This is a genomic window from Paenibacillus phoenicis (assembly GCF_034718895.1).
In the GTDB taxonomy this organism is placed as follows: Bacteria; Bacillota; Bacilli; order Paenibacillales; family Paenibacillaceae; genus Fontibacillus; species Fontibacillus phoenicis.
Genome location: NZ_JAYERP010000001.1, coordinates 2,021,984 through 2,043,500, shown reverse-complemented (window position 1 = coordinate 2,043,500; position 21,517 = coordinate 2,021,984). Strand labels below are relative to the sequence as shown.

Annotated in this window: 21 protein-coding genes; 18 read left to right on the top strand and 3 right to left on the bottom strand. The window is 51.2% G+C overall.

The genetic code is table 11. The features are described from left to right. Positions 1-25 precede the first annotated feature (25 nt). The 3 genes from U9M73_RS09690 (at position 26) to U9M73_RS09680 (ending at position 2,081) form a co-directional block, all read left to right on the top strand. Positions 26-334, top strand: a complete 309-nt coding sequence (locus U9M73_RS09690) for a YlaH-like family protein (RefSeq protein ID WP_009225574.1) — start codon at positions 26-28, stop codon at positions 332-334. Between the two features lie 93 nt (positions 335-427). Continuing rightward, positions 428-1,522, top strand: coding sequence for an LCP family protein (locus U9M73_RS09685; RefSeq protein WP_036645599.1), 1,095 nt, complete (start codon positions 428-430; stop codon positions 1,520-1,522). Positions 1,523-1,628: 106 nt separating this feature from the next. After that, the gene (locus tag U9M73_RS09680; protein WP_009225576.1) at positions 1,629-2,081 is read left to right on the top strand and encodes a pyridoxamine 5'-phosphate oxidase family protein; all 453 of its coding nucleotides are present in this window, start codon (positions 1,629-1,631) and stop codon (positions 2,079-2,081) included. 40 nt (positions 2,082-2,121) lie between these two features. On the opposite strand, the gene U9M73_RS09675 is transcribed toward U9M73_RS09680, so the two are convergent. Then, positions 2,122-2,697 (bottom strand): YhcN/YlaJ family sporulation lipoprotein, encoded by a 576-nt coding sequence (locus tag U9M73_RS09675; RefSeq protein WP_036645601.1) that lies wholly within the window; start codon positions 2,695-2,697, stop codon positions 2,122-2,124. A gap of 124 nt (positions 2,698-2,821) precedes the next feature. On the opposite strand from U9M73_RS09675, the gene U9M73_RS09670 reads away from it, so the two are divergent. Then, positions 2,822-4,153, top strand: coding sequence for a PhoH family protein (locus tag U9M73_RS09670; RefSeq protein WP_036645603.1), 1,332 nt, complete (start codon positions 2,822-2,824; stop codon positions 4,151-4,153). 658 nt (positions 4,154-4,811) lie between these two features. After that, the gene (locus U9M73_RS09665) at positions 4,812-6,074 is read left to right on the top strand and encodes a sugar ABC transporter substrate-binding protein (RefSeq protein WP_260070454.1); all 1,263 of its coding nucleotides are present in this window, start codon (positions 4,812-4,814) and stop codon (positions 6,072-6,074) included. 14 nt (positions 6,075-6,088) lie between these two features. Here U9M73_RS09665 and U9M73_RS09660 read toward each other — a convergent pair whose 3' ends face one another. Next, positions 6,089-7,165: a coiled-coil domain-containing protein gene (locus tag U9M73_RS09660; RefSeq protein ID WP_260070453.1), complete on the bottom strand. Its 1,077-nt coding sequence runs from the start codon at positions 7,163-7,165 to the stop codon at positions 6,089-6,091. Between the two features lie 129 nt (positions 7,166-7,294). Then, positions 7,295-7,531, bottom strand: coding sequence for a DUF2626 domain-containing protein (locus tag U9M73_RS09655; RefSeq protein WP_009225581.1), 237 nt, complete (start codon positions 7,529-7,531; stop codon positions 7,295-7,297). Between the two features lie 345 nt (positions 7,532-7,876). On the opposite strand from U9M73_RS09655, the gene U9M73_RS09650 reads away from it, so the two are divergent. The 13 genes from U9M73_RS09650 (at position 7,877) to U9M73_RS09590 (ending at position 21,498) form a co-directional block, all read left to right on the top strand. After that, positions 7,877-8,530 carry an RsfA family transcriptional regulator gene (locus U9M73_RS09650; protein WP_260070452.1) on the top strand — a complete coding sequence of 218 codons (654 nt, stop codon included), beginning with the start codon at positions 7,877-7,879 and terminating at the stop codon, positions 8,528-8,530. Between the two features lie 103 nt (positions 8,531-8,633). Then, positions 8,634-9,569 carry a ketopantoate reductase family protein gene (locus U9M73_RS09645; protein ID WP_323076990.1) on the top strand — a complete coding sequence of 312 codons (936 nt, stop codon included), beginning with the start codon at positions 8,634-8,636 and terminating at the stop codon, positions 9,567-9,569. A gap of 82 nt (positions 9,570-9,651) precedes the next feature. Further along, positions 9,652-10,035 carry a DUF3397 domain-containing protein gene (locus U9M73_RS09640; protein WP_260070710.1) on the top strand — a complete coding sequence of 128 codons (384 nt, stop codon included), beginning with the start codon at positions 9,652-9,654 and terminating at the stop codon, positions 10,033-10,035. Between the two features lie 225 nt (positions 10,036-10,260). After that, positions 10,261-11,976, top strand: a complete 1,716-nt coding sequence (locus tag U9M73_RS09635) for a peptide ABC transporter substrate-binding protein (RefSeq protein ID WP_323076989.1) — start codon at positions 10,261-10,263, stop codon at positions 11,974-11,976. Positions 11,977-12,162: 186 nt separating this feature from the next. Continuing rightward, positions 12,163-13,095 (top strand): ABC transporter permease, encoded by a 933-nt coding sequence (locus tag U9M73_RS09630; protein WP_009225586.1) that lies wholly within the window; start codon positions 12,163-12,165, stop codon positions 13,093-13,095. 5 nt (positions 13,096-13,100) lie between these two features. Beyond that, positions 13,101-14,063, top strand: a complete 963-nt coding sequence (locus tag U9M73_RS09625) for an ABC transporter permease (protein WP_009225587.1) — start codon at positions 13,101-13,103, stop codon at positions 14,061-14,063. An 11-nt stretch (positions 14,064-14,074) separates the two neighbouring features. Continuing rightward, entirely contained in the window at positions 14,075-15,070 is a 996-nt protein-coding gene (locus tag U9M73_RS09620) for an ABC transporter ATP-binding protein (protein WP_036645609.1), read from the top strand. Then, a complete protein-coding gene (locus tag U9M73_RS09615) occupies positions 15,067-16,008 on the top strand; it encodes an ABC transporter ATP-binding protein (protein ID WP_036645611.1) in 942 nt (313 codons plus the stop codon). Before U9M73_RS09620 ends, U9M73_RS09615 begins: the two co-directional genes overlap by 4 nt. Positions 16,009-16,179: 171 nt before the next feature. Next, positions 16,180-17,817 carry a bacillithiol biosynthesis cysteine-adding enzyme BshC gene (gene bshC, locus U9M73_RS09610; RefSeq protein WP_323076985.1) on the top strand — a complete coding sequence of 546 codons (1,638 nt, stop codon included), beginning with the start codon at positions 16,180-16,182 and terminating at the stop codon, positions 17,815-17,817. Between the two features lie 12 nt (positions 17,818-17,829). Then, a complete protein-coding gene (locus U9M73_RS09605) occupies positions 17,830-19,098 on the top strand; it encodes an adenosylhomocysteinase (RefSeq protein ID WP_323076984.1) in 1,269 nt (422 codons plus the stop codon). A 535-nt stretch (positions 19,099-19,633) separates the two neighbouring features. Continuing rightward, complete coding sequence (gene mraZ / locus U9M73_RS09600; RefSeq protein WP_009225592.1) at positions 19,634-20,071, top strand: division/cell wall cluster transcriptional repressor MraZ; 438 nt, start codon at positions 19,634-19,636, stop codon at positions 20,069-20,071. A 53-nt stretch (positions 20,072-20,124) separates the two neighbouring features. After that, the gene (gene rsmH / locus U9M73_RS09595; protein ID WP_260070711.1) at positions 20,125-21,099 is read left to right on the top strand and encodes a 16S rRNA (cytosine(1402)-N(4))-methyltransferase RsmH; all 975 of its coding nucleotides are present in this window, start codon (positions 20,125-20,127) and stop codon (positions 21,097-21,099) included. Then, positions 21,100-21,498, top strand: a complete 399-nt coding sequence (locus U9M73_RS09590; RefSeq protein WP_009225594.1) for a hypothetical protein — start codon at positions 21,100-21,102, stop codon at positions 21,496-21,498. Positions 21,499-21,517: the final 19 nt, after the last annotated feature.

Here is a 21,517-nt window from a genome sequence, read left to right as displayed (position 1 = left end):
TTGCCATTTGAAGGAGGGGTTCGTTATGCAGGCTTGGTTTGCCAGCCATCCGATCATTTCCTACGTGCTGATCTTCGTGCTGATCATTTATGTTTACAATAAAGTGTTCCGTGCACAGCAGAAGCTGCCGCTGTTTAAAGAGATTATTCTGTACCTCCTTATGGCGCTGGGCTCCTTCCTGCTGCTCATCTTCCAAATTGACAAGCTGCCGATCATTCAATGTTTGCTGGTGGCTGTCGTTTTGATGCTGATGGTGCGGATTCGTTATTTTGTCGAGGGTCGACGGAACAAGGAGAACAAGACGGGTTCGCCGTCAAGCGATAAATCGGCATAATTTGCCTCCGCTTTCTAACCGGTAACTTTTCCGAAGCTCGGTACGTCTTAATGAATGCGACAACATTTTTACAGAAATAAGGTGTTTAAGTTCATGAGTTCTAACCGCAGCGGCTTACCTCCACGGGGGCAAAGCCAAAGAGGATCGACAAAAGGTGCAAAAGCGGGCTCCACTCGAAAAAGAAAATCCGGCGGCCTGAAACGGTTCTTCAAAACCGTCCTGACGCTCCTCATCCTCGGGGTAATCGGGGTTGGCCTTTATGCAGGGTATTTATTCTATACCGCGGATCAGGTGATCGATGCAACGGGGACTCCAGACAAAGTAGCACCTGAGAAATCCGCCAAGGTGAAGCCGATTACGATGCTGTTGCTTGGGACGGATTACCGTCCGCAGACCGGCACCCATCTGAGTGACGTGATGATGGTCATCGCGATGAATCCCGATACCAAATCGGCAACGGTCGTCTCTCTTCCGCGCGATACCAAGCTGGAATTGGACGGATATAAGACGAACAAGCTCAACGCGTACTATCCGAACTTCCTGGCGGCTGAGAAGAAAACAGGGATTCCCGCCACACAGGAAATGAAAACGATGATGGGCAAGTTTTTTGGTATCAATATCGATTATGTGACGGTGCTGAATTTCCAAGGGTTCCGCGATGTGGTGGATGCGCTGGGCGGCGTTGACGTCAATGTGGATGCCGACATGTGTTACCGCGATACGGCGGACGGTACGAACATCAACCTGAAGAAAGGCGAGCAGCACCTGAACGGGGAAGATGCGTTAGGCTACGTGCGCTACCGCAAATCGAACTGCAAGCCGCAGACGAAGGGTTCGGATGATTTCGACCGTAACCGCCGGCAGAATGAAGTGCTGCACGCCCTGATCGACCAAGCGAAGTCGCTGAACGGTGTCATGGGGGCCGGCAAAGTGATCGAATCCGTCGGAAAGAATATGGAGACCGACCTGGAATCGCAGCAAATGAAAAATATCATTCAAGCGTATTGGAACATTTCTAAGGAGAATGTGGCATTCGTGCCAGTGACCGGGGATTGGAAGAGCCCGTACGTCTACTTGCACCAGGATGAACTGGAAGCGGCCAAGCAGGCGCTGAAGGATCAGCTCGCCGGGAAGGCAAGTTCCGCGCAGGCAAATAGCGGGGAGACGGACGACGGACAGGTGAACTGACGATTGAATGCAAGTTTTGCCGCATGCTATAATACAATTGACTTAAGGATAGCTGAAGCGTATTGAGCAGAAATCCGATGTAACACTGTACAGGAGGGCTGGTCTAATGTCCGAAGTCGTAACTCAATTATCTGATTCACTTTATTCCCTTCTCCAGTCCGAAACGTATGTACTGTTGAACACGGTGGATCAGGAATCCGGCGGCCCTACGTCCAGCGCCATTTCTTGGGTGTATGCCGTGGATCCTTCGAAGCTGCGGCTGGCGCTGGATCATCGCTCCAGACTGGTCGGCAATTTGAAGGCCAATCCGCGGGCGACGGTCACAGTGTTTGGCCAGGATACGATTTACGCCATCAATGGCCGAGCTACCGTTGTACAGGATCCATTGGACGGGGTGCCGTTTAATATGTGCTGCTTCGACATCGAGATCGATGCGGTGCGAAACGCGCTGTTTTATGGCGCGCAGCTGGTGTCACCGCCGGAATATGCCAAAGTTTATGACCAGCGTGCTGCGGACATGCTGGATCGTCAAGTGTTTGAAGCCATGAAGAAAGCCTAGCGAGTTGATCGCTAGGCTTTTTTTCCTTCTTGGGACAAACTTAACGCAGATTTTGCCGCGTTGCTCCGCCGTCAGGGGCGATTTGCATTTGCTTCGGATTGCCTTCCGGCGGCCGGGTATCGTTCGGAATCTGAGGGACGATCCGTCCGATAATGTCAGCCAGCTCGGTGGCGAAGCCGGAAACCGGCCGACCTTCGCGGATTTTCTTGCCGATCTCGGCAAGTCGTTGATTTAAGTCGATATCCGCGGTGACGATGGCGCCGGCTCCGTGCGGATCTTTTCGAAGCGCTTCAGCTACCGTATATTTAATGCTCCCTACCCTTGCACGTTCGAGGCGGCTATCCACATCGATACCAACGATGGCGGTTTTGCCCATAATGACACAATGCGCGCCTTTCACGCCAGGGACTTTTTTCACCAGTTCTTCCAAATAAACTTGTCTGTCACGGTCTGACATGACCTCTTTGTCGTTGGCGTTGGTGGCATAAGGATTCACGCTTTGTGCCTGGGGCGCATTCCCTGTTTGATGATTTGGAGAGGGTGATGCCTTTTCAGAACGAGTTCCGCAACTTGTAAGCAGGGTAGCCGTCAGTAACAAACACAGCCATAATCGCATGTTCAATCCGTCCTTTCGGAATTGATCTCTCGATACCGGTTCTAATATCGGTTATAGAGTTCCCGGGACGCCAAAAAATATGTATGCTCATAAGGCTGCAATGACCGCGGTGGAGGGGATAATGATGAAGAAGATCTTTGTATTGGATACGAATGTATTATTGCATGATCCGGGTGCCGTATTTGCCTTTGACGAACATGATGTGGTCATTCCGGCTGTCGTGCTGGAGGAAATCGACAGCAAAAAGCGCAATGCCGACGAGATCGGCCGGAATGCGCGGGGCGTCTCTCGCTTGCTGGATGGCTTGCGGTCAACGGGCCATTTGCATGATGGCGTACCGCTGGAGGGCGGCGGGCGAATTAAGGTCGAGTTAAATCACCGCAGCTTCGTCAAGGTTCAGGAAAAGTTCGGGGAAGTCACCAACGACAACCGGATTCTCGCGGTAGCCCTGAACTATCACCTGGAGCAGGCGGAGATGGAAACGCCGCGGCCGGTCATTCTGGTCAGCAAGGATGTGCTGGTCCGAATCAAAGCCGACGTTCTGGGACTCCATGCCGAAGATTATTTGTCGGACCGGACCGTAGGCCCCAGCGACCTATATGGAGGTTATTCAACCATCAAGGTTCATCCGTCGGTGATTGATGAATTTTATACGTATCGCTTTTTGCCAATTAAACCGCTTGGGGCTAATTATTCCCTTTACCCGCATGAGTTTGTGATATTAAAAGATGAGATGGGGACTGGCAAATCCGCTTTGCTGAAAGTGAACGAAGATGCCACCCGCTTGGAGCCGCTGTATCTTAGTAATGAGCCGGTCTGGGGGATTAGCGCTCGAAACGCCCAGCAGCGCATGGCATTGGAGCTCTTGCTTAACGATGATATTCCGCTCGTTACGATCACCGGTAAAGCCGGCACCGGTAAGACGTTGCTTGCGTTAGCCGCCGGTCTGCTGAAGGTCGAGGATGAGCACAAATACAAAAAGCTGCTGATTGCCCGGCCCGTTGTCCCGATGGGGAAGGATATCGGATACCTGCCCGGGGAAAAAGAAGAAAAGCTGCGGCCTTGGATGCAGCCGATCTATGATAACCTGGAGTACCTGTTTGATACGAAGAAATCCGGCGACATCGAGAAAATCTTGATGGGGCTTGGCAGCATTCAGGTGGAGGCCCTTACGTACATTCGCGGCCGCTCGATCCCCGGGCAGTTCATCATCGTGGACGAGGCGCAAAACCTGTCGCGCCATGAGGTGAAGACGATCGTGTCGCGCGTCGGGGAAGGCAGCAAGATCGTGCTGGTTGGCGATCCGGAGCAGATCGACCATCCGTATCTGGACGCTTCCAGCAACGGATTAACCATTTTGGTCGAACGCTTCCGCGACCAGGGCATCAGCGGGCATATCACCCTGGAGAAGGGCGAACGCTCCAAGCTGGCTCAGCTGGCGGCGGATTTGTTGTAGAAGGGCGAGCTCGGACTGGACTTGGCCTTGGCCAACTGTGGCGGATACAGTGATAGCCAGGTCAACGGAAGCAAGTAACGACCACGGCCCGCTCTTGTCCGCCAGTTGTCCCTGATGAGGTAGAAGGAGGAGAACCGGCTCCCAAATGCGGACGTAAACTTCCTCCGGCTCGTTACTTGCCTTCCTGGAACAGGAAGTTGCTGACCGAGAGCATACCGCTCGTCCGTCGCGAGGAAAATAATAGTAAAAGCCCGGCGAATCGGTTTATCTTAATTCGCCGGGCTTTTTTGCTCGTTTGCACGCTTTTGCTCGAAGGGGGAAACCTGCAAAAGTGCAGTTTTTTTCGGCTAAATCCCGATTTCTCGGCCAAAGCCTGCAAAAGTACAGTTATTTTTCACGATTTCGGACAAATGGGGCAATTCGGCGCAAAGCCTGCACCTTTGCAGGCATTTTGCACAAAGCGGCGATTTCACCTCAAAAAACTGCATTTTTGCAGGAATCGCATACATTACAGGAGAGTTAAAGTCCAAGCACCCCACCGCCATACACATATACATTTTTTTACGGGACAATTCATCCGGCGATTTGCTACAATACGGAGTATCAGAAGGTTATTGACGTGACGTGCGCTCCTAAATTGTGGAGAGGAAGGACAGGCGTGAAGCGAAAAAATCATTGGGTGCTTTTTGCAATCCTCCTGCTCGCTTTAATTAATCTGTCGCCTAGCGAAGAAATGACGCTAGTTCGCCAAGAAGACGGCGGGGAGGCTCAGCCGGTTACACCGCCTGAAGCGCAAACCAAGGAGGAGACCGGCCACATTCACGTGGCCGTGCAGATGAATGAGACTGACTTCCGTCGCCTGGAGGAGATGAACCGGCAGTTTACGGTGAGCCATCCGGTGGAGGTTGATCTGGTGAATGTGCCGTTAGAGGAGAGTTATGCTGCGTACCAGCGCCAGCTGATGAAGCTCGGGGAATCGCCGGACGTCCTGCTCTTGGACAATGTCTGGATTCGCCGTTTTGCAGCGGACGGTTATCTGCTGCCCACGGAGGGCTATTTCTCTGGTTCCTTGTCAGGCGAAGTGTTAAGCGCTTCCTTAATTCCAAACGAGTGGAACGGTTACGTCTGGGGAGTTCCGCTGGATGTGGATCCCTATGTGCTGGTTTATCATGAGGACAAACTGAAGCAGCTTGGACTGGAACGCCCGCCGGCTACAGCGGACGATTGGAACGTCTTAGTCTCCACCTTCAAAAAACAACATTCCCAGCCCTACCTGTTAGGATTGGATTACCGTGATCCCTATGCGGCAGCGACTTTGCTGTGGCAAGTCGGCGGAGGCTGGAAGCCGGCCGGTTCCGGGCAATTCTATACAGTGGAGGGCAATATGACGTACGCCCTGCAACAGCTGGAATCGTTGCGCCCCGCGCTCTTGGATTCGGGCTTGGCCCGATCGGATTCGTGGAGCAAGCTGAGTGACGGCGAACTGGCGATGATGATCACCACGGCGACGGAAGCCGAGAAGCATCGTCATCCCCGCTCGAAAATCTGGATGCCGGAGTTCCAGCCGAATCTAGCGTCAACCTGGATCCTAGGCCGAAGTTATGCCGTTTCTTCGCAAACGGATCATCCCGATGCGGCCGGATTGTGGATTTCAGAAATGACCTCCCTTTATAATCAAGCGCGTTGGTATGAAACAACCGGGCATCTTCCTGTTCTCAAAACCGTTTATTACGAAGCCGTCCGAAATCAGCTCCCCACTTGGATCCCCGCCACGCTGGCTGCCGGATCCGGAATTGTGCTGCCGGCGAGTCCGTCGCTGCCGGAACAGCTCGAGCGCTTCGCGCCGCTCACCTCCGATTATTTAAGCGGAGCGATCACTGGCAAGCAATATCGCGGACGGTTGGCTGAGCTTAGTCGGTAAAGCATCACCAGCGCTTACAACGCCAACTTCAATTTCACCGTTAACGTCCCCTCGGAGATCACCGCCTCAGTGGCTTCCACGAAGGGGACAATTTTTTTCGGATAAAAGCCAAGGTCGAAATCCCGCTCCAGCTCGGCCCGCGTCGTATCCGGGAGGGCCAACCCATTAAACAGCAGGCGGTCCACATGGAAAACAATCGCGTTCTCCGGCTCCTGCTCCACCGTATAATGACCCTCGACTTCGAGCTCCAAGCCTTCCCGGCTGCCGCGCGCGATGATCTTGTCCGTTTTGAATTGAAAGCTCATATCCTTGAGCAACTCGCTCTTGCCATAGAGGAACGCATTCAGATCATCCTCGTGGATTTCCAAACGGTATCCCCCTTTTTCAGCGATCAAACTGCTCTCGTTCTGCTTCAAAAAGTCGGAGAATTGCGACATGGCGGAGCTGAGTGCCTGAAAATATCTGCGGAGCTCATACAGCCCAACGCTCTCCCAATAGGCGGTCAACTCTTGAATTAACGCCTTGAGCTTCTCGGGATCGGCACTGAGGCCAAGGGATTCGTCGACGCTTTGCCGAAGCGCGGCAACCCGGGTGCGCTGGAGCTGCAGCTCCTCTTTCATGCGGTCGAGTTCGGTGGACGTGGCTTCCAGCTTCTGCTTGGTCTTCGTCAGTTCAGCATATTCCGACTTGTATTGGTTTAATATGGTACGATCCCGATCCATAATGAGTTGATAATAATCCAATACGGTAAAAAAATCTTTGAGGCTGTTCACGCTTAGCAATGCGTACAGCAGATTTTCCCGTTCCCCCATATAATACGCGCGTAGTCTTAAGCCAGCTTGTTCGCGGCTGATACGGATTTGTTCGTTTTTTTCGGTTAATTGCTCTTGCAGCTCGCGAAGGTCCATTTCCGTCTCTTGCTGGCGGGATTCGATCCGCTCGATTTCCCGGTCGATTTCCTGAATGGACAAGCTTTGTTCCAGGATCTGTTGTTCTTCGGCAGTCAGCGGAGCAGCGGCGGCCGACAAACGGGCAAACTGAAGAGCCGCCAGCAACAGCAATAGACAGAGCGATATGATGCGTATCTTCAACAACGATCCTCTCCCATCTGTAGTTGTCCTATATATATGATAACAGGCCCGGAAATAGCAGAACTCACGAAAAAAGGCGTTCCAGCACATAGCCGAAACGCCTTTTTGGAACATTTATGAGATTTGGGATTAGAGGGGTAAACCCATTTTGAAGACCGTCCAGTAGCTGAAACCGGTAAATGCGACGATCATATATCCCCAGAACAGCAGGATATAGGTTCTCTCGGTAAGCTTCAGATAGCCGAAAAGGACGAAAAAGGCGGTTTGCAAGAAGAACAGCAAAGCCATTTCCGTCAGATCGCCCGCAAAGGCCATAAGCCCAATAGCCAATGTGAAGAAGCCAAGGACGCGGAACATGCGTGCCACGAGGTAATCCCCCTTTCTTATGTATCAACGAGCTTCCATTCCTTTCCCCATTATACCCGTTAGGCTGAAAAGTGTAAACGAAAAGTCATGATTTAGCCAAATTACGCAGGTGTTGTTGTGACAAACCTAACAGTAGTGTTGGCGGCGCCTGCTCTTGTTATTCATTTCGTGAAACGTCATGTATGGAGGAGCTGGATTTTGGAAATACATTTTAGTATCAAATAGATTCTATGAACTCTATGAGAGGCATAGAAATGGAGTAAGAAGCATTTTACCCTTACGCCTGCCGGAGACCGCCGGTTGGATGACGGTTAGATTAGGATGTCGTTAGGAGGTTTTTATAGCATGACAGCTGTGAGACAAGATGCATGGAGCCCAGAAGATGATTTGATTCTGGCCGAGGTTACCCTTCGGCATATACGGGAGGGCAGCACCCAATTAAACGCTTTCGAAGAGGTCGGAGAACGGATAGGCAGAACGGCGGCGGCCTGCGGTTTCCGATGGAACAGCTGCGTTCGCAAGAAGTACGAAGCGGCCATCAGCATCGCGAAAGCACAAAGACAGAAGCGTAATTATATGAAAAAGCAAAACTCGCTAACGGCCGGTTCCGGCATGGCCTCGCTTACTTCCGTCGATGTGGACGACAACGGTTATCGCGGAGATGGGGTGTCGGAGGAGACGATTTCCATCGATGCGGTGATCCGCTTTTTGCGCGGGTGGAAAAACACGATTCAGGAAACCAATCGTCAAATGAAAGCGTTGGAGAAGGAGCTTAGAGAGAAAGAAGAGGAGATTGCTAAGCTTCGCGAGGAAAACGAGAAGTTGTCGGCACAGGTCAATGAGGTACAGACCGATTACCGGGTCGTGAACGACGATTATAAGGCGTTGATTCAGATCATGGACCGGGCTAGACGGTTAGCTTTTTTAAACGAAGAAGACGAGGAAAACAAATCCAGATTCAAGATGGACGCGAACGGAAATTTAGAACGGATCGAATAACAGAAACCTATCGCAAAATCTCGCCAAAATGGCGGGATTTTTGTGTTGTTAGGGGGGAGTTTGGTATAAAGGGATTAGAAGAAAGGAAAGGTCGTGAAGCTTCATGAAGGTTGACATCATCGGCGCCGGTGCATTGGGGCTGTTGTTTGGCGGTAAGCTGGCGGCGTTCGGCGTGCCGGTGCGTTTTTGGACAAGAACCCCTGAGCAGGCCGCAAAGCTAAAGAAAGAAGGGATTCGGCTTGCCGAAGCCGACGGGACCGCAACCGTTGTGGATGGCCAGCGGCTCGAAGCTTATCCCGTGGGAGAAGGCAGTAGGGACAGAGCGAGCGATACGGCCGAATGGCTGTTGTTAACCACGAAACAACGCCATATCGATGCTAATCTGCTGACTTTTCTCAGTCGAATTGTGGGTCCGAAGACGAAGGTCGTATGCTTTCAAAATGGCATAGGGCACCTAGAGCTGATCGGCAATGCGCTGCCAGGGGTTCCGCTTTATGCGGCAATTACGACGGAAGGCGCAAAACGGCTGAACGAATCCAGCGTGAACCGTGCAGGTCAGGGGATAACGCAAATTGGCGCGAACGGCGGTATGGCCGATCTGGAGTCTCCAGCAGAAAGTTTCGTGAAAATGCTGGAGAAGGCAGGATTTACAGCCCTTTTGTCGAAAGACATCGGGAGAGAAATCTACAGGAAGCTGCTAATCAATGCGGCGATCAACCCCTTAACGGCTTTGTGGCGGCTGAATAACGGCCAACTGCTGGAGAACGACGAACGAATTCGCCTGCTCCGGCAACTTTGCGATGAAGGATTACGCGTTTATGAGGCTTACGGAATCCCTTACAATGCCGACATGTTTGATCAAATCGCTGCGGTTTGCCGGTCGACCTCAACGAATATCTCTTCCATGCTAAAGGACGTGCAGCAGGGCATGCCAACGGAGATTGATCATATTAATGGGAAATTGGTCGAGATGGCGCGCAGCAAAGGAATCGCGGTTCCCGGACACGAGATGGTTTGGCGGTTGGTCCGAGCATTATAATCTGACATGGATATAAAAATATAGTTACTTACTTTTATGAATTGATTTTTTCTATAACCAAAATTGATGCGGAGGTGAGGCTTTGGAAGCGTTGGTCTCTTCCTTGATCGTGTTGGCTATGATACCGGTCATTCCATTTGGGCTCGTTTATTTCATTCATTATTATGTCAAGCGGGATAAGAAAAGAGCGCTGAAGCTGGCCATGGACGTAACGACGCTGTTTCTGATCTTGTCGGTCTCTGCGTTGTTTAATAATGTGTTCCATTCGACCTTTGGCTTCTATCTGATCGTATTAATTCTATTGGTTGTTAGCGGATTGATTGGCGGGGCGCAGACTCGCCTGAAGGGAAGGGTCGACGCCCGCAAGCTGCTGCGTGTGGTGTGGCGTTTGGCGTTTGCGGCAACCGGATTAGCATACGTTTTATTGTTTTTAATCAGCTTTATTACATATATCACCGCCGCTTAGGTCAAACTAGGGTTGCCTTCCCAATACCGAATAAAGGGATGACATTCTTGGTTAATTGTTAAGAAAATCAAATGTCAATATTGTATATTGGACTATTTTGTTAAAGTCTAGCGCGAATTTTAGCAATTAACGCGAAAAATCTTGAATTTTATGTTGGATTTTTTTGACCGCTGGTTGTATAATCTAAAAACATATACCAAACCATTTTAAGGGGGATATTGCTAGATGAAGAAGAGTAAGAGTCTTTTGCTTCTTCTGACGCTCGTTCTTGCAGTCGGCACATTGCTAGCCGCATGCGGTTCGAACAACGGAAACAATGGCGCTGCTAATAATGGCGCAGCGAATGGAGGCAATACAGCTTCCGACAGTGGCAACAGCGGCGGAGAGAAGTTGGCCGCAGATCAAACGCTGAGAATTAACCTGAGCGCCGAGCCACCAACTTTCGACCCGGCTCAAGCTCAAGACAGCCAAGCTAACACCGTTCTGAAGTTGATGTACGAAGGTCTTACACGCCAGGACGAATCTGGTCAAGTTATCCCCGCTGCAGCTGAAAGCTGGGACATCGACGGGACGAAATATACGTTCCACCTGCGTAAAGACGCTAAATGGAGCAATGGCGACCCTGTTACGGCGAACGATTTCGTATTCGCTTGGGAACGTGTCCTGAGCCCGAACACAGATCCGGCTGCACCTTATGCTTATCAATTGTACTACCTGAAAAATGCTCAAGAATATAACGAAGGAACCATCACGGATTTCAGCCAAGTCGGCGTAAAAGCAGTTGACGACTATACGCTGGAAGTGGAACTGGTTGCTCCAACTCCTTACTTCCTTGGTCTGACTTCCTTCTATACGTTCTATCCGGTTCACCAATCCGTTAAGGATGATCCGAAATGGGCGGTTGACCAAAGCAAAATGATCGTTAACGGCGCGTTCACGCTGACCAACTGGGTGAAAGGCCAATCGATCGAAGTAACGAAGAACGAAAACTATTGGGATAAAGCTAACATCAAGCTGAACAAAATCACCATGTCTCTGGTTAACAGCGGCGCAACTGAGTTGGCTTCTTACCAAAACAACGAATTGGATCGCGCAGGTGCGCCTAACGGCGAAATCCCAACCGACCAAATTCCGATCCTGAAAGATCAATTGAAAGACGAATTGGAGATCAAAGGGATTGCAAGTACGTACTACTATGAATTTAACGTAACGGCTAAACCGTTTGATAACGTGAATATCCGCAAAGCGTTTGCGATGGCTATCGATCGTCAAGCGATCGTTGACAACGTAACGCTGGGTGGTCAAGTTCCGGCATTCGGCTTCGTACCTCCGGGTATCAAAGGTCTGAATGACGAATATCGTAATGAACACAAAGACGACTACTTCACAGAAAACGTGGAAGAAGCGAAGAAGCTTCTGGAACAAGGTATGAAAGAAGAAGGCTATACGAAATTGCCTGAGATCACATTGACTTACAACTCCAGTGAAGGGCACAAGAAAATCGCTTTGGCAGTTGCGGATATGTGGAAGAAAAACCTGGGCGTTGACGTGAAAACGGAAAACCAAGAATGGGCCGTATTCATCGAAAACCGTCAAAACCTGAACTACCAAGTAGCTCGTGCTGGTTGGAGTGCAGACTACAACGATCCGATGACATTCATGGATATGTGGGTAACAGGTGGCGGTAACAACGACACCGGCTTCTCGAACGAAGAATACGACAAGCTGATCAAAGAAGCGAAAAATAGCGAAGATATGGCACTTCGTGACGCGAACTTCGCAAAAGCCGAAGAAATCCTGATCAAGGACAACCAAGTCTTGATGCCGATCTACTACTACACGAACGTTTCGGCTACGAAACCGTGGTTGAAAGGTGTAGTTCTCGACTACAGCGGTGCGATCGATTACAGCCGCGCTTATATTACGGATGATCGTAAATAAGTCATTGTTAATCGCATAGAAATCTCGGGATATATATGTGGGTGTTCCATATATATCCCGTTTTTTTTGTGTGCCCTCTTCTTCCAAGCATTGCGTCCTTATACAAATATATGGAATAGACAAAGTGTTTCTTTTCACCTAAAATCGATATATGTCGAAATTTAAAAGAAGGAGGTGTGAACGGGCATGGTACGCTATATTGCCAGTAAGTTTTTTTACATGTTAATTTCACTGTTTATTTTGATCTCAGCTACCTTTTTCCTGATGAAGGCGATTCCGGGGAATCCGCTTACTTCCGAGAAACAGGTGCCTCCGGCAATTAAGGAGCGTCTTATAGAACAGTTAGGACTCGATAAGCCCGTTTACCAGCAATATCTGAAATATTTGGGTGAAATTGCTCAGGGCGATTTGGGAATTTCCATGAAGCAGATCAACCAGGATGTATCTCACATCATTAGTCAAACGTTTTCGGCGTCTTTGAAGCTGGGGATTGTTGCGATTATCGTCGCGTTAGTCCTTGGGGTACTGCTTGGTATGTTGGCAGCGCTGTATCATCGCAAATTGATCGACAATGTGGCGATGGTGTTAGCGGTGCTGGGCATCGCGGTACCTAGCTTCGTCGTGGCTTCTTTGCTGCAGTACGTATTTGCTTCGAAGCTGCACTGGCTGCCGACGATGGGCTTTAAAGGTCCGATGTATTATGTGTTGCCGGTAGCGGCCCTCACGGCGCAGCCGATCGCGTTTATCGCCCGTTTGACCCGTTCAAGCATGCTGGAAGTATTGCATGCAGATTACATCAAAACGGCTAAGGCGAAAGGCCTGGGCTGGATGGCAATTCTGTTCCGTCACGTGATCCGTAACGGGATTATGCCGGTAATCACCTATATGGGACCGATGACGGCAAACATCGTAACCGGTTCTGTGGTTATCGAGCAGCTCTTCGGGATTGGCGGTATCGGAAAACAGTTCGTGCAAGCGATCAGCGTCCGCGATTATCCGCTGATTATGGGGATTACGATTTTTTACGGCGTATTGCTGATGTTGGCCCGGTTTATCACGGACATCCTCTACGTGCTAGTGGATCCGAGAATTAAGCTTTCGAAAGGGAAGGAGGGATAATGCGCATGGATACGAATCCAATCAAAGTGATGCCGACTCCGGTCGACCTGACGGCGGACGATTTCCGCAAAATCGGCGCGGACGAGAAAGAAGCCGAAGTCATTCAACGCGAAAGTATCTCAGCTTGGCGAGATGCATGGCAAAGATTGCGCAGCAATAAGCTGGCGATGACGGCTTTGATCTTCTTGGCGCTGGTAACGTTGGCTGCGATTATCGCTCCGGTTATCGTCGGTAAAATCTACGGCTACAACTATTATTCAAACGACCTTTTAAATACGAACAAAGCGCCATCGGCCACGCACTGGTTTGGTACGGACGACCTTGGCCGCGATATGTTTATCCGAACTTGGATGGGGGCGCGCATTTCCCTGATCGTTGGTCTGGCGGCAGCGTGTATCGACCTTTTGATTGGCGTCATTTACGGCGGAATCATGGGTTACTTTGGCGGCCGCGTCGATGAAATTATGAGTAAGTTTTCAGAGATTTTGTACTCCATCCCTTATCTGCTCGTTACGATTCTGTTGCTGGTCGTGATGGAGCCGAGCTTGGGAACGATTATCCTTGCTTTAACAATTACCGGCTGGATTAACATGTCGTGGATTGTCCGCGGTGAAATTATGCAGTTGAAGAACCGCGAATACGTGTTGGCTTCCCGTTCGATGGGCGCAGGCCACGGACGCTTGTTGTTCCGCCACCTGTTGCCAAATGCGGTTGGACCTATCATCGTTACGGTGACATTGTCTGTACCTAACGCGATTTTCGCCGAAGCGTTCCTTAGCTTCCTTGGCTTGGGCGTTCAAGCTCCGGTTGCTTCGCTCGGTTCGATGATCAATGATGCCTTGACCGGCTGGTTGTATTACCCGTGGCGGATGCTGTTCCCAGCCATTTTGATCAGTATCATCATGCTGGCGTTTAATATTTTTGGTGACGGTCTTCGCGATGCGCTTGACCCTAAACTGAAGAAGTAGGAGGTGGAATGATGGAGCCGATTTTACAAGTTAAAGATTTGCATGTTTCCTTCCAAGTCAAAGGTGGAGAAGTGAAGGCCGTCCGCGGCATGAACTTTGAAGTGGGGAAAGGTGAAACGGTTGCGATCGTCGGCGAATCCGGCAGCGGCAAGAGCGTCACGGCCCAAACGATTATGCGCCTGATTCCGTCTCCTCCTTCCATCATTAAGCAAGGTGAAATTATTTTCCAAGGGCAAGACCTTTTGAAGAAAAGCGACAAGCAAATGGAATCGATCCGCGGGAAAGATATTGGCATGATATTTCAGGACCCGATGACCTCCTTGAATCCTACGATCAAAGTAGGCCGACAAATCACTGAAGTATTAATCAAACATCAGAAAATGTCAGCGGGCGAAGCGAAGAAACAGGCTATCGAGATGCTTAAGCTTGTAGGCATCAAAAATGCAGAAGCCCGCTTTAACCAATATCCACACGAATTCTCCGGGGGGATGCGGCAACGCGCCATGATCGCCATCGCACTTGCCTGCCGGCCTGCGCTGTTGATCGCTGACGAACCAACAACGGCGCTCGACGTGACGATTCAGGCTCAAATCATGGACGTCATGAAAGAGATGCAATCCCGGCTGGGCACCTCCATCATTTTGATCACCCATGACCTTGGCGTCGTAGCCGGCATGTGTGATCGCGTCATCGTCATGTATGCCGGTGAAGTGGTGGAGACCGGAACGAAGTGGGAGATCTTCAAAAACCCGCAGCATCCATACACCAAAGGTTTGCTGCGTTCGATGCCGCGTTTGGATCAGAAGAAGGGCGAACCGCTGATTCCGATTATCGGTACACCGCCGGATTTGATCAAGCCGCCGATTGGTTGCCCATTCGCCGCTCGTTGCGACCAAGCGATGAAGATTTGCGAACGCATCGACCCAGGCGCGACTGTATTTAGCGAAACGCATACAGCCCGCTGCTGGGATCTTCATCCGATGGCCAAGGAGGTACAGTCGTCATGAGCAAAGGCAAAACTCTAATTGAAGTTGAAGGCTTGAAAAAATACTTTAACGTTGGCGGCGGTAACGTACTGAAGGCGGTCAACGACATCAGCTTCTCGATTGCCGAAGGCGAAACGCTTGGCCTCGTTGGCGAATCGGGCTGCGGTAAATCGACCGCGGGCCGTACGATTCTTCGTTTGTACGAGCCGACGGCTGGCAGCGTTCGCTTCAACGGCGTGGACATCAGCAAATTGCCGCCGAAGAAAATGAAAGCGATGCGCCGCGACATGCAGATGATCTTCCAGGATCCGTATGCATCGCTGAATCCGCGGTTTACCGTTACGGATATCATCGGGGAAGCGCTGGATATTCACGGTTTGGCCGGATCTAAAGCAGAACGCAAGAAACGGGTTGAAGAATTGCTGGATATGGTTGGTTTGAACCCGGACCATGCAACCCGTTATCCGCACGAATTCTCCGGCGGTCAGCGCCAACGGATCGGGATTGCCCGTGCGCTGGCGGTGAATCCGAAGTTCATCATCTGTGACGAACCGATTTCGGCGCTGGACGTATCCATTCAGGCACAGGTTGTCAACCTGCTTGAGGATCTTCAGGACCGTCTCGGATTAACGTATCTGTTTATCGCGCACGACTTGTCCATGGTGAAGCATATCAGTGACCGTGTGGCCGTGATGTATCTGGGCCGGATCGTGGAGCTGGCAGACAGCGAAGAGTTGTATGCCAACCCGATGCACCCTTATACAAAAACGCTCCTGTCCGCGATTCCGATCCCGGATCCGGAAATTGAAGCTAACAAGAAACGGATTGTTCTGGAGGATACCACCAGCGGTCCAATCGGCAAAGAAGGGGTTGCCAGCGGAGGTTTGTACGACTTGGAGAACTCCGAGCTGGTTGAAGTGTCTAAAGGACATTTCGTCTCCATGCCGAAAAAAGGTTGATCGATTCTGCGAACTCCCGCAGCCGTTCATGACGGTTGCGGGAGTTTTTTTTTGCGCCTGATCATTACGGAAAGTTAGAGGTTTAGCAAAAGTAAGGATTTCTTTGACGGAGCGGTAGGACATCCGTTACAATCAAGGAAGGTTTTGATGCAGACAGGAGGACGCAAACTGATGAATGTCGTTCAAGAGCAACTTTCATTTGTGGGGCCGCTGGCTGAAGTATACGTCAATCAGTTTGCTACGGTTCAGCAATTGTATGAGAGCGACCCGGCGGAGGCCAACAGCTGGGCTGAACGAGTCGCATGGCTTGATCAATCAGAGCATACGCGCATAAGTCGGAAGGCAGTCGCTGCCCGACTTCGTGAATATAACAGACAATATAACCCGTCCCCGGCCGTTGAACAGGCGATCGATCAACTCGAGCAGCCGGGGACGGCGGTGATTGTCGGCGGGCAGCAAAGCGGGTTATTCACCGGGCCGCTGCTCGTGATCTATAAAGCCGTGACCATCCTCAAAGCGGCGAAGGCCGCTTCGGCCCGGTTAAATCGTCCGGTGGTGCCGGTGTTCTGGATTGCCGGCGAGGATCACGACTGGGATGAGGTCAATCACACCTATGTGTTGGCGCCGGATTTACAGGTGCGTCGGATTCGCATGCACCGCGGCAGCATGGACCGGCTGCCGGTCAGCTTCACGAAGGTGACGTCCGAGGCGTGGGACAAGGCCATTTCAGAGCTGGAGCAGCTGTTGCCCGACAGCGAGCATAAGGCGGCGCTCCTGGACTTGGCACGAAGCTCGTCAGCGGATGCGGATAACTTGACGGCAGCTTTTGCCAAGCTGATGGGAGCTTTGTTTGGAAAATACGGACTGGTGCTGCTGGACTCGTCAGATCCTGAGTTGCGCCGGCTGGAAGTACCGGTGTTTGAGCAAATGATTCGCCACAATGATGAGCTGGAATCGGCTTACCACGAAACGGTACGGGATTTGGCGGGCTTGGGATTTGAACCTTCGGCTGAAGTGGCCGAAAATGGAGCGAATTTGTTCTATATTAATGAACATGAACGGCTGCTGTTGTTTAAACAGGAAGGGCGCTTCGAAGACCGCAAGGGCAAAGTCTCCTTTACGGCTGACGAGCTGCTCGCCGAGCTGCGGGAGCATCCGGAGCGGTTCAGCAATAATGTGTTAACTCGCCCCTTGATGCAGGACAGTTTGCTTCCCGTCCTTGGCTCGGTTCTCGGCCCCGGCGAAATTGCTTACTGGGGGCTGACGCGCAAGGCGTTTCATAAGCTTGGGCTGAAAATGCCACTGCTGCTGGCACGGGAAGCTTTTACGGTGGTAGATCGAACCGTGCAAAAGTATATGCAGAAATATCAGCTCAGCTGGGATGATGTGAAGGATGCCGAAGGCTTCCGCCGCAGACGTGGAGCTTGGCTTGCGGCGCAGGAGCGGATGCCGGTCGACAAGCGGTTTGATGAGGTCATCGCTGCGTTTGGAGAGCTATACAATCCGCTCATTGAGGAGCTGGCAGGAGTTCAAAGCGATTTGTCCAGACTCGGGGCGGTGAACCGAGACAAGATCATCGGCCAAATCGAGTATTTGCGCGGCAAGGCGAAGGATGCGTTGGAGAAAATTCATGAGACCGGCTTACGCCATTTCGACCGGATTCAACTCTCGCTATTCCCTCTAAGCAAGCCGCAGGAGAGAGTTTACAATCTCTTTGATGCATTAAATCGATATGGGACGGATTGGATCGAAGGCCTGATGAATATCCCTTATGAGTTAACTGGCAAACATCGAATCATCTATTTATAGGAGGAGACATTTATGAGTTCGTTAGCGATTCAGAACAGCATCATTACCGACTTGAAGCTTGCGCCGGAGGGGCATTTGAAGATCGATTGGGTGGAAGCCCACATGCCGGTGCTGAACCGGATTCGGAAGCAATTTGAGGCGGAGCAGCCTTTTAAAGGACTGAAAGTGACCATCTCGCTTCATTTGGAAGCCAAAACGGCCTACTTGGCTAAAGTTATCCAAGCCGGTGGGGCGGAAGTGACGATTACCGGCAGCAATCCGCTGTCGACGCAGGACGATGTTTGTGCTGCACTCGTTGAAGATGGCATCACCGTTTATGCCAAATATAATCCTGAACCGGAAGAATATAAGGCGTTGTTAATTAAAGCGCTGGAGACGAAGCCGGATCTGATCATCGACGATGGCGGTGATTTGGTTACGATCTTGCACTCGGAACGTCAGGATTTGCTGGAGAATGTGCGGGGCGGCGCTGAAGAGACGACCACCGGGATTTTGCGCCTGAAAGCGATGGACAAGGAAGGCCAGCTGAAATTCCCAATGGTTGCAGTAAATGATGCTTATTGCAAATACTTGTTCGACAACCGCTACGGCACCGGCCAATCGGTGTGGGACGGAATTAACCGGACGACGAATCTGGTCGTTGCTGGGAAAACCGTCGTGGTTGTCGGCTACGGCTGGTGCGGCAAAGGCGTGGCGATGCGGGCCAAAGGCCTTGGCGCTAACGTCGTTGTTACCGAAGTTGACGCGATCAAAGCGGTGGAAGCCGTGATGGACGGCTTCCAAGTGATGCCGATGCTGGAAGCGGCGAAGATCGGCGATTTCTTCGTCACTGTGACCGGCAACCGCGACGTGATTCGCGGCGAGCATTATGATGTGATGAAGGACGGCGCGATTCTGTCCAATGCCGGCCACTTCGACGTGGAAGTCAACAAGCCTGAGCTTGCGGAGCGTTCGGTTTCGGTTCGCACCGTGCGCAAGAACATTGAGGAATATCAGTTGAAGGACGGACGCAAAATGTACCTGCTCGCCGAAGGCCGTCTGGTGAACTTGGCCGCCGGCGACGGACATCCGGCCGAAATCATGGACATGACGTTTGCGCTGCAGGCGTTGTCCTTGAAATACGTGAATGACCGTTATAAGGAAATCGGGAAAACGGTTGTTAACGTCCCTTATGAGCTGGACGAGCAAGTGGCCCGCTTCAAACTGGAAAGCCTCGGCGTGAACATCGATACGCTGTCCGCTGAGCAACGCGCTTACCTGGATAGCTGGCAGGAGCATTAATTCGTCGCAGCGGTGATTACAGCTCGATCGCCGGTGGACAGGCGTTACGGTGAAACGCTACGGCCGCTGTAAATTGATGCGTGTTCGCCGGGAGACGATAATTAACGGTAAATCGTACCGCTAATTGTTACTTATCCGCCGCTAGACGATGATTAACGGTAAATCCTACCGCTAATTTTGCCGGATTGGGCGAAGTCGGGTGATTTCACCGAAAATAACGGTACAAAATCCTGTTAATTCGCTGAAACTGCGGATTGTTCAATAAAATAAAGGTACTTTTTACTGTTAACACACCAATAAAGGACTATCTGAGGCAGATCAAATCTGCCGGGATAGTCCTTTTTGCTGCTTATTTAGCGCCGAACGAAGCGTCAACCGCGGTTGCAGCCCTAAAGTAATACCTCCTTCCCACCAACCGCCTGTCAAAAAAATTTTGAACCAGAGAAGGATTTTCTCGTTCAGTGTGGAATAGTTACATATCACAGTGGTGTAAAGTGGTGCAAAGTGGGGGAAAGAGGTAAGGAGTGAGTCACCAATGTTTATGGGGGAGTTCCAACATAGCATTGACGATAAAGGCCGGATTATTATTCCGGCTAAGTTTCGTGAACTCCTCGGCAGCTCTTTCGTGGTTACCCGCGGCTTGGACCAGTGTCTTTTCGTTTATCCGATGCAGGAATGGGAAGTGCTGGAACAGAAGCTGAAGGCTTTGCCACTGATGAAATCCGACGCCCGTGCGTTTACCCGCTTCTTTTTCTCGGGTGCAACCGAATGTGAATGGGATAAACAGGGAAGGGTAAACTTGCCAAGTAATTTACGGCAGTATGCCAAGCTGGAGAAGGATTGCGTTGTTTTAGGCGTGTCGAATCGCGTGGAAATTTGGAGCAAAGACACGTGGGAGCAATACTTCCAGCAGTCGGAAGATACGTTTAACGAAATTGCTGAGAAGCTGGTGGATTTCAACTTCGATCTTTAGAAGGAGTTATTCTTTAAGCTAGTCAAATGAATTCAGGTTTGGGGGCGTAAGTCTTGTTCCATCACATCACGGTACTCAAAGAAGAAGCGACAGAAGGGCTGCGCATCAAGCCGGACGGCATTTATGTGGATTGTACGCTGGGAGGCGGCGGCCACAGCTCCGTCATCTTATCCAAGCTAGGTCCAGGGGGAAGGCTGATCGCTTTCGACCAGGACGACTGGGCGCTGGACAATGCCAAGGAGCGGCTCGCAGCCTATGCGGACAAGTTAACTTTGGTAAAAAGCAATTTCCGCTACATCGAGCAAAAACTGCGGGAGATCGAAGGGGTGCCGCAGCTAAACGGGGTTCCCCAGGTGGACGGCGTATTGTTCGACCTCGGTGTTTCCTCCCCTCAGTTTGACGAAGGGGAGCGGGGGTTTAGCTATAACGCGGACGCGCCGCTCGATATGCGGATGGATCAATCGGCCGCATTGACGGCTCGGGAGATCGTAAATACGTGGCCGGAACGCGAAATTGCTCGTATTTTGTTCCAATACGGCGAGGAGAAATTTTCCAGGCGGATCGCCAAGGTCATTGCAGACCGGCGAGCACAGGAGCCGATCGAAACGACGGGGCAGCTCGTCGAGCTGATCAAGGAGGGCATCCCGGCGGCTGCAAGGCGTACGGGGGGCCACCCAGCGAAGCGCAGCTTTCAGGCATTGCGCATCGCGGTTAACGATGAGCTGGGCGCATTCGAAGAAGGGCTGCATGCGGCCATCCGTTGTTTGGCGCCGGAAGGACGGGTTTCGGTCATCACCTTCCACTCGTTGGAGGACCGAATCTGTAAGCAAATCTTTGCCAGCTATGTGGAGAAATGTACTTGCCCGCCCGATTTTCCGATGTGCGTGTGCGGCGGCAAAGGATCACTTAAATTAATCAACCGGAAACCAATCGTTCCGTCGGAGCAGGAGTTGGCTGACAATCCGAGGGCCCGTTCCGCGAAATTACGCGTGGCGGAGAAATTGCAAACCGGTGTGGAGGTATCGTAAATGGCTTATACGCGTGGGAATCTGGCAGTCAAGGAGAAGCAAGCGGAACGCAGCTATCAACCGCAGCGTTATCGGGAAACAACGAAGGTGGTAACCCGCCGTTCGCCGTTGCCGGTTCGTGAGAAGTTGCTGTATATGATGACGGTTATTTTTTGCGTGGCCGTGATGGGCGGGTTGTTATGGCAAAATGTGTCACTTTACAACATTAAGCGCCAAATGTTTAATTTGAATACGGACATTCAAGCGATCAACGCGGAAGTGAAGGAACTAAGCATCCAAAAGGAAAAGCTGGAGGAGCAAATTCCGGAGAAGGCGAAGGAGCTCGGTTATGTTCAGCCGGAGGTAGAAGGTTTTCATGTGAATGTACCGGCAGATGGCGTTGAAACGGCCAAGAAATAATGTCTAAAGAGGTTTTGCC